Raw genomic sequence first — 12,464 nt, 5'->3', positions numbered from 1 at the left:
GTATTTTGGTTTACTATGTTATTAAAAAAATATATAATAAAAAAATGGAGCTGTTAAAAATAGCTAAAGATTAAGAAGTTATAAGTTAAAATATAATTATTAAAAATAGATTTTTAGAAACTCCTTAAGGAGTTTCTTCTTTAATTTAATATTTTATTATTGAAATAACAATATTAGCAGCACCATTTTAAAATTTTGTTTGAAAGGAAATACGAGTATGAGAATTAAGGCTTATGCTAAGATTAATATATCCTTAGATGTAATTGGGAAAAGAGAAGATGGTTATCATCTATTAGAAATGATAATGCAATCTATAGATTTATATGATGAGTTAAACATAGAAAAACAAAATAAAGATATTACTATTAAATGCAATAAACCATATGTTCCTACAGATGAAAGGAATTTAGCCTATAAAGCAGCTAGGTTATTTATGGAAAAATATCAGATAAATAGCGGGGTTAGCATAAATATAAATAAGAATATTCCAGTATGTGCAGGATTAGCAGGTGGAAGCACAGATGGAGCAGCTGTATTAAAGGCTATGAATAAAATCTTTGACATTAATGCAAGTGATGAAGAATTAATGGGACTTGGATTACAGCTAGGGGCAGATGTTCCTTATTGTATAAAAGGTGGCACTGCTTTATGTAAAGGAATTGGGGAAGAAGTAACGAAATTAAAAGACTTTAAAGATAAGATTTTAGTCTTAGTTAAACCACCATTTGGTGTGTCCACTAAGAGTGTTTATCAAGAATTCGATTTAACTAAAGCAAGAAGTCACCCTAATACTGATGTTTTAATTAAGGCAATTGAAGAAAATGATTTGAGATTAGTTGCAAATAATATGAAAAACTTATTAGAGAATGTTACATTAAGGAAACATAAAATACTGATAAGTATAAAAGAAGAAATGAAGAATTCAGGTTCTATTGGTACTATGATGAGTGGAAGTGGACCAACTGTATTTGCATTCTTTGATGATATGCTTAAAGCACAAAAGTGCTTTGAAAAAATGAGATCTAAATATAATGATGTATTTATCACAAGAACAATATAAAAAATAAGTATAAGCCTCCTAATTTTGGCAATAATTATAGCTATGAGGAGGTTTTAATATGAAGAATAAAATTTGTATATTTTTGTTGTTAATATGTGTTTTAAATTTATATAGTTGTACAAGCAGTAAAATATTAGAGGATACTAGTTCTACTGAAGAATTAGTTTATGAAGATATAGCTGATAAAATAATTAGATTTCATGTAATTGCAAATAGTAATACTGAAGAGGATCAATCTCTGAAATTGAAAGTTCGTGATAAGGTTATTGAGTTTGTAGCTAACAATTTAAGAGAAAGTAAGAGTTTGGATGAATCAAGACAGTTTATTATTGATAATAAAAGTACTATGGAAGATATAGCTAAGGCTATTATAAATGAAAATGGATATAGTTATAATGTTACAAGCACTCTATCAAAAGAAAATTTCCCAGATAAGATTTATGGTGATGTAGTATTTCCGCAAGGTGAATATGAAGCATATAGAATTCTCATAGGAGATGCTAAGGGAGAAAATTGGTGGTGTGTAATGTTTCCTCCTCTTTGTTTTGTTGATGGGACTAAAGAAGCTATAGATTCAAGCGAAGTTGTAAAAAGCATTGATGAAAAAGAAAAGATTAATAATAAGATTAAATTTAAATTTAAGATATTCGAAATATTATTCGGAAAATAAATTATATTAATCCTTTATTATATTTTAACTATATGATATAAATAATGAGTAGTCCTATAATGCTATAGTTAGATAGATTACATAATGATATGGAAGGAGGGAATGTAGATAAAGGGTTTAATTAAACTTTATCTATGAATTTATATGAATAAAAAAGCAATTATATCTTTGAGAAGTTTTAATGATTTGGATAAGGATGATATAATAGAAGTAGTAACTCCAGGAGAGTTTTCTGTAATTGAAGGTGGTTTTAAGGCTATATATGAAGAAACGGAATTATCTGGAATGAGTGGAACGACAACAACTTTGACTATATTAAATGATAAGTTGGTTCTGGAGAGAGAAGGAAACGTTAGTGCTAAAATGGATTTTAAAAAGGGCGAAACTTCTGTATCTTTATATAATACTCCATATGGAGTCTTGGATTTACAAATTCACACAGAGGATTTAAATGTAAATATTGATGAGAATGGCGGCAAGATAACAGCAGAATATTCTATGGAGCTTGCAGGTCAACCACCAATTATAAATAAACTTTCGGTAAATGTTAAAACTAATTAAATTGAATTATAAATTTAAATTGTGTAAAAATCTATTAGATAATAGTGTTTTACACTTTTTTTATTATTTAAGAAGATATTACCTTGTTCAATTTCAATATTAATGAATAACTTTAAAAGTTGTTGGAAATAATATAGAAAAACGATGGGGGAATGTATTATGAATTGTGATGATAAACTTGATAAAGTTACTATAGTTATGAATGTATTAGCTTCTTATTTAGGCATTGAAGTAAAGGAAATAAATGAAATTTTAAAAAAGAAAGAAAATAAATATGTTTTTTTATTGCTATTAAAAAATTATAAATGCCTTCAAAAGGATAAGGTTAAAGAAATATTAAATATAATTAATGATAAAAGTATTAAATATAATATGGATAAAGCAGAAGAAAAGTTTCTAATTAACAAAGAGTTTAGAGAAATGTATTGTGAAATTGAAGATGATATAAATAAGATTATTTAAAAATGATAAAAAAAGCTAGATTTTTATACTATTTTATGATATTATAACACTTATTGAATTTAGGCATTATAAACCCATCATAAATAGTGAGGTAATTATGATTATAACAAATAGGGGGATTAGTGTCAAGAAAATAAATAAAGTTTATTTTTTTGGAGGAATATTATGAAAACTAAGTATGTATTTGTAACAGGAGGAGTTGTATCTTCTTTAGGTAAAGGAATAACGGCAGCATCTTTAGGAAGATTATTAAAGAATAGAGGATTAAAGGTTTCCATACAAAAGTTTGATCCATATTTAAATGTAGACCCAGGTACTATGAGCCCATACCAGCATGGAGAAGTTTTTGTTACTGATGATGGAGCAGAAACAGATTTAGATTTAGGACATTATGAAAGATTTATAGATGAAAATTTAAGTCAAAATAATAATGTTACTACAGGTAGAATTTACTGGTCTGTAATATCTAAAGAAAGAAGAGGAGAATACTTAGGTGGAACGGTTCAAGTTATTCCTCATATTACTAATGCCATTAAAGAAAGAGTGTACAGAGTATCAAAGGAAAAAGAGGTAGATGTAGTAATAACTGAAATTGGTGGAACTGTAGGAGATATTGAATCTCAACCATTTTTAGAAGCAATTAGACAAATAAAATATGAAGTTGGAAGAGAAAATGTATGCTTTATTCATGTTACATTAGTTCCGTACTTAGGAAAGGCTGGAGAACTTAAAACTAAACCAACACAACATTCTGTAAAAGAATTAAGAAGTATTGGTATTCAACCTGATATAATAGTTTGTAGATCTCAAAAGGAATTATCAGATGATTTAAAAGCAAAGATAGGATTATTCTGTAATTTAGAAGCAAAATGCGTTATTCAAAATCTAGATGCAGAACATTTATATGAAGTACCTCTTATGTTACATAAAGAAGGCCTAGATAGATTAGTTTGTGAAAAACTAGAGCTTGGTTGTAGAGATATAGATAATACTGAATGGATAGAAATGGTTAAAAAGGTTAAAAACTTAAAGGAAAATGTTAAAATCGCATTAGTAGGTAAATATGTTGAATTACATGATGCATATATTTCTATAGTAGAAGCCTTAAATCATGGAGGATTAGCTAATGACTCCAACATAGAAATTAAATGGATTAATGCAGAAGATGTTACTGAAGAAAATAGTGATGAACTATTATCAGATTGTCAAGGTATATTAGTTCCAGGTGGATTTGGAGACAGAGGAATTGAAGGTAAAATTGAAGCTATAAGATACGCTAGAGTAAATAAGAAGCCATTCCTTGGTATTTGTCTTGGAATGCAATGTTCAGTAATTGAATTTGCAAGAAATGTATTAGGTTATGAAGGTGCTAACAGTGCTGAAATTGATAAGGATACAAAATATCCAGTTATAGATATAATGCCAGATCAAAAGGATATTGAAGATTTAGGTGGAACTATGAGATTAGGACTTTATCCTTGTAAGTTAGATGAAAACAGTACAGCTTATGATGTTTATGAAGAAAACCTGATTTATGAAAGACATAGACATAGATATGAGTTTAATAACGAATATAGAAAAGCTATTACAGATGCTGGAATGAGCATTACAGGGGCTAGTCCAGATGGAAGATTAGTAGAAATAGTTGAAGTAAAAGATCATCCATGGTATGTTTCTGTTCAATTCCATCCAGAATTAAAATCTAGACCAAATAGACCACATCCTTTATTTGTAGGATTAATAAATGCAGCTTTACAAGAAAAATAAATATTTTGATGTATATAAATTTAAGAAGCGATTAAGTCGCTTCTTTTTTTATTATTTAAAAATAATAAAAAGATGATATTAAATAATAGACTAAGTATATTAACTTTAGTAAAATGTTACTATATTTATATTAATAAAGAGGAATTAACTATGAAAATAAAAAGTATAACAACCAAACTTTGTTTGCTTCTAACAACTTTTATAATTACTATATCAATAGTAATTGGAGGATGGTCAATAAAAGATACTAACAAAGTGGTACAAGCTGAGATGGGAAGACTTAACAGTGAAATATTAGATGAAGTTGCAGATAATATTTCTATTTTTCTATCTGATATAGAGGATATAGGCAATAATATTGTGGAGGATAATAAATTAAATAGTGCTTTGACTATTTCCAAGGAAGATGTAATAAATAGAACAGAAGAAACTATTAATTTAGAAAATTATATTGAAGTTCTTCTAAATGAGCAAGTATGGAAATATGGAAAGTATATGAAACCGGATCTTTATATAGTTTCTGAAAACGATTTTAATTCTAGTACTTATTCTAAAAACAAATATACTATGGAATCTATAAAAAATGAAAGTTGGTATAATGAAATAGTAAAGGCTAATGGGAAAACTGTTTTATTAAGTACCTTTGAAGATGAAAATGGAATTGGTCCCTTTAAATCTATTTTTAGAATGGGAAGATCTATTAATAATTTAATTACTGGAGAAACCTTAGGCGTACTTATAATGGATATAAGTGAAAAAATGTTATTTGATAGGTATAATAAAATAATTAAAGACGGTAGAAATGTTTATATAACTGATTTAAAAGGAAGTGTAATTTCAAGTAAAGATAAAAGATTAATAGGTAAAAATTATTTTAGTGATATACAAAAAGAAGAATATATGGATGAACATGAATGGTATTCAGTAATTAGAAGAGAAAATAATAATTATATAAAAATGGAGTCCACTTTGGATAAGTATGGGTGGTCCATAATAGAGGAAATACCATCAAATGTAATAAAACAGCCTATAAAACAAATTACAGAAAAATTTATATTAACTTTAATACTTGTTATAATAGTTTCATTTATAATAATATACAAGCTTTCAGTTTGGATTACTAAGCCGGTAATTAATATGAAAAATATTATGAAAGAAGTAATGAATGGAAATTTAAATTTAAAAGTAGAAGTTGATAGAAATGATGAAATAGGAAATTTGGAAGAATCCTTTAATAATATGATTAAATGGTTAGAAGAATCCATAGAAGAAATAAAAGAACAAGAGAAACAAAAACGTATAGCTGAACTAAGCTTTTTACAAGCTCAAATAAATCCTCATTTTCTATACAATACCCTTAGTGGAGTGAGATTTTTAGTATCTATGAATAAAAATGAGGAAGCAGAAGAAATGCTATTTAAGTTTACTAAACTTTTAAGAAATATATTACCAAAGGCAAGTGAGCTTATTACTTTACAAGAAGAAATAGAAATTATAATAGCATATATAGAACTACAGAAAATAAGATATCCAAATTTATTTACTGTAGATATATCTATAGAAGAAAGTATAAAGAACATTAAAGTTCCAGCATTAATATTGCAACCAGTAGTAGAAAATGCAATCTTTTATAGCATTGATAATGAAGGAAAGAAAGGTGAAATTAGTATAATATCTTATAGTAAGAAAGAAAAGATAATTATTGATGTTAAAGATAATGGAAAGGGTATGAGCGATAGGCAAATAAATAATGTTTTTAATAATAAGGAGGCAATTAATAGGGTTGGATTAATTAATGTACATGAAAGAATACAATTAAATTACGGAAAAGACTATGGAATAGAAATAATAAGCGAAGAGGGAAAAGGAACAAATGTTAAGTACATTTTACCTAAAAAGGAGGAAATTAGATGAAAATTTTAGTGGTTGAAGATGAGTCTCCTATAAGAGAATGGTTAAGTTATACAATAAAAAATGTTTCAGATGATTTTGAGTTAATAGGAAGTGCTAATAATGGTAAAGAAGCTTATAACCTATCCTTAAAATTTAGGCCTGATGTAATTATAACAGATATAAAAATGCCTATTATGGATGGGTTAGAACTTTCGAAAAAAATAAAAGATATAATGCCAGATGTATTTATAGTAATATTAACTAATTTTGCTGAATTTAATTATGCGAAAGAAGCAATTAGTTTTGGTGCCTATGAATATTTAATAAAGTCTGAAATTAGACCTAAGGAAATAAAAGAACTATTATTTAGGATAGATGAAAAGATAAAAGAAAAAGAAATTGATAGTGATGTACATATAGTTAATAAAAAAGATAATAAAAAGAAATATTCTAAAACTATAGAAAAATCTATTAAATATATAGAAGAAAACTATAGTAACCATATTTCTTTAATAGATGTTGCCAAGCATATTTATTTATCCCATGAGTATTTTTCAAGATTATTTAAAGAAGAAGTTGGAGAAAACTTTAGTACTTATTTAACTTTATATAGAATGAATAAAGCTAAAGAATTAATAAAGGGAACAGATATGAAAATATCACAAATAGCTATGGAAGTGGGATATGCTAATCCAGGTTATTTTTCTAAAAATTATAAGAAGTACATGGGAACATCTCCAGAGGATGATAGAATGTAAAATTAAATGTAAATATCAAGAAATTATATGAAAAGTCAATATTTTATCATTAAAGAAGTAAATAATTACATTTGTTATCAATTTTATTTATATAAAGGAATAATTAATTTATGTATAATAAAAACAAGCAGTTTAATTTGTTTTTATTGAAAAGGAGAATAAATGAAAAAGACAAGCTATATGATATTAATAGCTTCAGTATTTTTAATATTATTTTCTGTAGTATCAATAAATTTTATTAATAATAAAAAGCTTGAAAATCAATCTAAAAGGCCTATAAAAATAGCAGTTGTTTTCACTGGAAGTGGATTGGGTGATAAATCATTTAATGATTTGATTTATGATGGATTATTAAGGGCACAAGAAGAACTTAATATAGAGTTTGATTATGCAGAACCAATTCAACCTGAAAAATATAAAGAGAGTATTTTAGAATTTGCAAAAACTATGGATTATCAATTGATTATTGCAGTAGGGCCTGAACAAGAACATGATGTGAAAGCGGTTTCAAATGAATATCCTAATCAAAAATTTACATTAATAGATTCTAAATTAGACATGAAGAATATTAGTTCCATTTATACTAGATGGGAAGAACAAGCCTTTTTAAATGGAGTAATTGCTGGATTATTAAGTAAAATGGAATATGAGAAAACAGGGAATATAAATAAAGCTGGAGTTGTACTAGGAATGGAAGTCCCCCATCTTAGAGAAGGTGCTATTGGATTTGAAGCTGGATATAAATATATATTTCCAGAAGGGGAAGTTATAACTGCAGTAGTAAATGATTTCAGAAACCCATTAAAAGCTAAAGAGATAACACTTTTAATGTACAGTAAAGGAGCTAAATATATTCAACATTTAGCAGGAGCCTCTGGACTTGGTGTGTTTGCTGCAGCAAAGGAATCAGAAGCCTATGCTTTTGGAGTGGATGAAAATCAAAATTTCTTTGACCCAAGTATTATAATAGCCACTTCTACTAGATATATGAATGAAATAGTTTTTAATGAAATTAAATACATTAAAGATAATAGCTGGAATGACGGAGTTCATTATTCAGGGCTAAAGGAAGGGATTATTGATATTACAAGAGAAGGATCAGAAGTCGAATTAGATCCAAGCATAATGAAAATTGTTAATGATATAAAATATAAAATTGTTGAAGAAAAATTATTTATACCAAAAACAAAGGAAGAACTTAATATTTGGACTAATGAAAATAAATATATTATTAAATAATGGAGGGGTTGCTATGAGAGCTTACGACATAATAGCTAAAAAAAGAGATTGTAAAGAATTAAGTAAAGAGGAAATAGAATTTTTTATCGGTGGATATACTAAAGGGGAGATAACTGATTATCAAGCATCATCTCTTCTTATGGCTATATACATAAATGGATTAAATGATGAAGAAACTGTTAATCTTACAATGGCAATGATTAAATCAGGAGATGTTGTTGATTTAAGTGAAATTAATGGTATAAAAGCAGATAAACATAGTACAGGTGGTGTGGGTGATAAAACATCATTAATATTAGTTCCTATGGTAGCAGCTGCTGGACTAAAAGTTGCTAAATTATCAGGAAGAGGTTTGGGACATACTGGTGGAACCTTAGATAAATTAGAATCAATTCCAAATTTCAATATAAATGTTGATAAGAAAAATTTTATAGATTTTGTGAATAAGTCAGGATTAGTTATAGCTGGACAAACTCAAAATATAGTCCCTGCTGATAAGAAGTTATATGCACTAAGAGATGTTACAGCTACAATTGATAGTATTCCTTTAATAGCAGCAAGTATTATGAGTAAAAAAATTGCATCTGGTTCAGATGCTATATTGCTAGATGTTAAATATGGTGATGGAGCATTTATGAAAACAAAGGAAGATGCAGAGAAATTAGCAAATGCTATGGTTTCTATAGGAAAGGGATTAAATAGAAATACATCTGCTGCAATTACTTTAAATGGAGAACCTCTTGGATATGCAATTGGAAATGCTTTAGAAATTCAAGAAGTAATTGAAGTATTAAGTAATAGAGGCCCTAAGGATTTAAGAGAATTATGTCTAAGATTAGGAGCACAAATGCTTAAGATAGGTGAAATAGAATCTGATATTACAAGGGGAAGAGAAATTCTTGAAGAAGTTCTTGCAAATGGAAAGGCATTAGATAAATTAAAAGAATTAGTTGTAAATCAAGGTGGAGATGTATCTGTAATAGAAGATACAAGTTTATTTACTATTGCTGATATAAAACATGATGTAAAGTCTTTAGATGAAGGATATGTATATGAGCTAGATGCAGAAAAAGTAGGAATAGCATCATTAATAGCAGGAGCAGGAAGAGAAACTAAGGATGATACTATAGACTACGGTGCAGGAATAATACTTAAGAAAAAAATGGGAGATTATATTAATAAAGGAGATATAATTGCAACTATTTATACTAGTGATAAAAATAAATTAAGTGAATCAGAAAATATGCTTTTATCAGCTTATGTATTAAAAGAGGAGAAACCAAGAATAGAAGAGATAATATATAAAATTATAGAATAGATGTTAAATGTGTTATTTTAATAATAGCTTTAAGTATATTAGGATAAAATTAGATAAAATCATTTAAGATTACTCAATTAAAAACAAGATGTCTAATATTAAAAAGTGTATTATAAAGAATCAATTAATCAAAAAATATACCAGAATTTTAACAATATTTCAAAAATATCAAATATTTATTGGGATATTTATTAAAAATTATATTATTTAAAAGTTTACTCTAGTATAATTAAATTAAATAGATATATAATTATCCTTGGAGGATAAATTTGTTAATTTATATAAGTGGAACATGAGGAGAAATAACATGGCAGTAACTATAGATGACATAGCTAAAAAAGCAGGTGTATCATCTACAACTATATCTAGAGTATTAAATAATTCTTCCTATGTTAAGGAAGAAACAAGAGAAAAGGTATTAAAGATTATAGCAGAAATGAATTATGTTCCAAGTGCAATAGCAAGAAGCTTGTCAAAAAGAGAGACAAGCACTATTGGAATAGTAGTTCCTGATATAACCAACTCTTATTTTGGGGAAATAATTAAGGGAATCAGTAGAATTGCAGAAGAAGTTGATTTGAACATAATATTATTTAATACTAACAATAATATAAAAAGTGAATTGAAAGCTTTAGAAGAAATTAAAAAGCATAGACTAAAAGGCGTTATTATGACTCCGGGTTTTGGTGATACAAAATTTAGAGATGAATTTATAGAAGCCATTAGAAGTGTAAACATTCCAATAGTTTTAGTTTCAGCTGATTTAAACTATATAACTTTAAGCGGAGTATTTGTAGATGATGTAGAGGGTGGATATTTAGCTACAAAGGCTTTAATAGAAAATGGTCATAGTAAAGTAGGAATAATAACAGGTATAATGAGTTCAAGCTCAGCATTAAACAGATTAACAGGATATAAAAGAGCATTAGAAGAAAATAATATTTCAATAGATTATAGTTATATAAAAGAAGGAAAGTTTAAATTAGAAGAAGCGTATAGGTTAACAAAAGACTTTTTAGAAATGGCAGACTCTCCAACGGCTATTATAGCATGTAGTAACAGAATGACATTAGGTGCGATTAAGGCATTAATGGAGCAGAAGATAAAAATTCCTAATGATATTGCATTAATAGGATTTAATAGAATTGAGCTTATGGATATAGTAGGAATTAATATATCTTATATAGAAGATTCCCCTATGGAACTTGGAGAAGCCTCAATAAATTTACTTTTAAACATTTTTAAATCTAAAGATGGAAACTACGAAATAAAAAGAATTAATATTCCACCTAAGCTAATTTTGAGAGGATCAGAAATCAAGTTTATAGAGAGTAAGATATAGAAGTAAGACAAAATTAAAAACTGATGCATTTCTTTGTAATGCAAAGATTGCTATATATTATTTTATGGAGGGATTATATATGAAAAAGAAGTTAATAGCACTAACACTTTCAGCTCTTATGGTAACAGGCTTAATTGGCTGTGGAAGTAATGAAGAAGGAACGACAGATACTAACAAGAATAAAGACTTTAAAGTAGGTATGGTTACTGACGCAGGAACTATAGACGATAAGTCATTCAACCAAGGAACTTGGGAAGGTATATTAAAGGCTAAGGAAGAGTTAGGTGTAGATACTAACTATATTAAACCAGCAGGAACTACAGAAGCTGATTACATGAAAGAAATAGGAAATTTATTTGATACAGGATATAAATTCATAGTAACTCCTGGATTCAAATTTGAAACTGCAATCTTTGCTGCACAAGATAAATATCCAGATGCTAAATTCGTTATTATTGATGGTGCACCAAACAATGGTAAACAAGGCGCTGAAAGAGAAGAAAAAGTTGGCGAAAATTCAGTTGCTGTTTTCTTTGCAGAACAAGAAGCTGGCTTCGTAGCAGGTGTTGCAGCAGCTCTTGAATTAAAAGAAGGAGAACTAGGCTTTATAGGAGGTATGGAAATACCAGCAGTTCAAAAGTTTAACTGGGGATTCCAACAAGGTGTTAAATATGCAAATGACAACTTAGGAACTAAGATGGGTCTTAAAGCAGAAAATGTAGTTTATCAAGGATCATTTGATAACGTAGCAGCAGGACAACAATTAGCAGCTACTATGTATGACAATGGAGTAAAAGCTATATTTACAGCAGCTGGTGGAGTTGGTGTTGGAGCTATTAATGAAGCTAAAGCAAGAGCTACTGCTAATAAAGAAGCTTGGATAATTGGTGTTGACGTTGACCAATATGCAGAAGGTGTATATGATGGAGAAAAATCAATAATTTTAACTTCTGCAATGAAGAAAATTGATACAGCAACATTTGATATAATCAAAGATGAATTAGATGGAAAATTCCCAGGTGGACAAACTTTAACTTTTGATGCAAAAACAGGTGGAGTAGGTATACCAGAAAACAATCCAAACCTTTCTAAGGAAACTCAAGATAAGGTAGCAGAAGTGTTTAATGATATTAAAGATGGAAAAATAACAATATCTGATAAACAAGGGGATTTAATTAAGTAATTTATTTAAAATTTATCGCAGTATTTAAAAAATAAATATATTTTTAATTTTTAAATATCTGCGATATTTTCATATATTTATAAAAGTAGAAAGCGGTGAATTGTATGGAATATGTAGTAGAAATGCTTAATATCCGAAAGGAATTTCCAGGGATTGTAGCTAATGATAATATTACATTGCAGCTTAAAAAAGGAGAAATCCATGCTCTTTT

Annotated in this window: 11 protein-coding genes; all 11 read left to right on the top strand. The window is 27.7% G+C overall.

Translation table 11 applies throughout. The features are described 5' to 3' along the window. The first annotated feature begins 217 nt into the window (after positions 1–217). The 11 genes from ispE (at position 218) to HUJ77_RS06545 (ending at position 12,253) form a co-directional block, all read left to right on the top strand. A complete protein-coding gene (gene ispE / locus HUJ77_RS06595; protein WP_291707782.1) occupies positions 218–1,060 on the top strand; it encodes a 4-(cytidine 5'-diphospho)-2-C-methyl-D-erythritol kinase in 843 nt (280 codons plus the stop codon). 58 nt (positions 1,061–1,118) lie between these two features. Next, positions 1,119–1,730, top strand: coding sequence for a stage II sporulation protein R (gene spoIIR, locus HUJ77_RS06590; RefSeq protein WP_291707781.1), 612 nt, complete (start codon positions 1,119–1,121; stop codon positions 1,728–1,730). A 144-nt stretch (positions 1,731–1,874) separates the two neighbouring features. Continuing rightward, a complete protein-coding gene (locus HUJ77_RS06585) occupies positions 1,875–2,291 on the top strand; it encodes a DUF1934 domain-containing protein (protein WP_291707780.1) in 417 nt (138 codons plus the stop codon). A 159-nt stretch (positions 2,292–2,450) separates the two neighbouring features. Then, positions 2,451–2,753, top strand: coding sequence for a hypothetical protein (locus HUJ77_RS06580; protein ID WP_291707779.1), 303 nt, complete (start codon positions 2,451–2,453; stop codon positions 2,751–2,753). A gap of 165 nt (positions 2,754–2,918) precedes the next feature. Continuing rightward, the gene (locus HUJ77_RS06575; RefSeq protein ID WP_291707778.1) at positions 2,919–4,520 is read left to right on the top strand and encodes a CTP synthase; all 1,602 of its coding nucleotides are present in this window, start codon (positions 2,919–2,921) and stop codon (positions 4,518–4,520) included. Positions 4,521–4,670: 150 nt separating this feature from the next. Next, on the top strand, positions 4,671–6,434 hold the full coding sequence (locus HUJ77_RS06570; protein ID WP_291707777.1) for a sensor histidine kinase: 1,764 nt from the start codon (positions 4,671–4,673) through the stop codon (positions 6,432–6,434). Then, positions 6,431–7,171 (top strand): response regulator, encoded by a 741-nt coding sequence (locus HUJ77_RS06565; protein WP_291707776.1) that lies wholly within the window; start codon positions 6,431–6,433, stop codon positions 7,169–7,171. The genes HUJ77_RS06570 and HUJ77_RS06565 overlap by 4 nt, the downstream gene beginning before the upstream one ends. 162 nt (positions 7,172–7,333) lie before the next feature. Beyond that, positions 7,334–8,410, top strand: coding sequence for a BMP family ABC transporter substrate-binding protein (locus HUJ77_RS06560; RefSeq protein ID WP_291707775.1), 1,077 nt, complete (start codon positions 7,334–7,336; stop codon positions 8,408–8,410). A 13-nt stretch (positions 8,411–8,423) separates the two neighbouring features. Then, entirely contained in the window at positions 8,424–9,728 is a 1,305-nt protein-coding gene (locus HUJ77_RS06555) for a pyrimidine-nucleoside phosphorylase (RefSeq protein ID WP_291707774.1), read from the top strand. 307 nt (positions 9,729–10,035) lie between these two features. Then, positions 10,036–11,070: a LacI family DNA-binding transcriptional regulator gene (locus HUJ77_RS06550; RefSeq protein WP_291707773.1), complete on the top strand. Its 1,035-nt coding sequence runs from the start codon at positions 10,036–10,038 to the stop codon at positions 11,068–11,070. A gap of 79 nt (positions 11,071–11,149) precedes the next feature. Further along, positions 11,150–12,253, top strand: coding sequence for a BMP family ABC transporter substrate-binding protein (locus HUJ77_RS06545; RefSeq protein WP_291707772.1), 1,104 nt, complete (start codon positions 11,150–11,152; stop codon positions 12,251–12,253). Positions 12,254–12,464: the final 211 nt, after the last annotated feature.

This window comes from Clostridium sp. (assembly GCF_021443865.1).
Taxonomy (GTDB): Bacteria; Bacillota; Clostridia; order Clostridiales; family Clostridiaceae; genus Clostridium.
Note: the sequence above shows the minus strand (reverse complement) of the source record. Positions and strands in the feature narration are given on the sequence as shown.

Bases quoted from the DNA above. Each gene is read 5' to 3' on its own strand.
- spoIIR (WP_291707781.1), top strand. From the start codon at position 1,119: ATGAAGAATAAAATTTGTATATTTTTGTTGTTAATATGTGTTTTAAAT.
- HUJ77_RS06545 (WP_291707772.1), top strand. From the start codon at position 11,150: ATGAAAAAGAAGTTAATAGCACTAACACTTTCAGCTCTTATGGTAACA.
- HUJ77_RS06550 (WP_291707773.1), top strand. From the start codon at position 10,036: ATGGCAGTAACTATAGATGACATAGCTAAAAAAGCAGGTGTATCATCT.
- HUJ77_RS06560 (WP_291707775.1), top strand. From the start codon at position 7,334: ATGAAAAAGACAAGCTATATGATATTAATAGCTTCAGTATTTTTAATA.
- HUJ77_RS06555 (WP_291707774.1), top strand. From the start codon at position 8,424: ATGAGAGCTTACGACATAATAGCTAAAAAAAGAGATTGTAAAGAATTA.
- HUJ77_RS06575 (WP_291707778.1), top strand. From the start codon at position 2,919: ATGAAAACTAAGTATGTATTTGTAACAGGAGGAGTTGTATCTTCTTTA.
- ispE (WP_291707782.1), top strand. From the start codon at position 218: ATGAGAATTAAGGCTTATGCTAAGATTAATATATCCTTAGATGTAATT.
- HUJ77_RS06570 (WP_291707777.1), top strand. From the start codon at position 4,671: ATGAAAATAAAAAGTATAACAACCAAACTTTGTTTGCTTCTAACAACT.
- HUJ77_RS06585 (WP_291707780.1), top strand. From the start codon at position 1,875: ATGAATAAAAAAGCAATTATATCTTTGAGAAGTTTTAATGATTTGGAT.
- HUJ77_RS06565 (WP_291707776.1), top strand. From the start codon at position 6,431: ATGAAAATTTTAGTGGTTGAAGATGAGTCTCCTATAAGAGAATGGTTA.
- HUJ77_RS06580 (WP_291707779.1), top strand. From the start codon at position 2,451: ATGAATTGTGATGATAAACTTGATAAAGTTACTATAGTTATGAATGTA.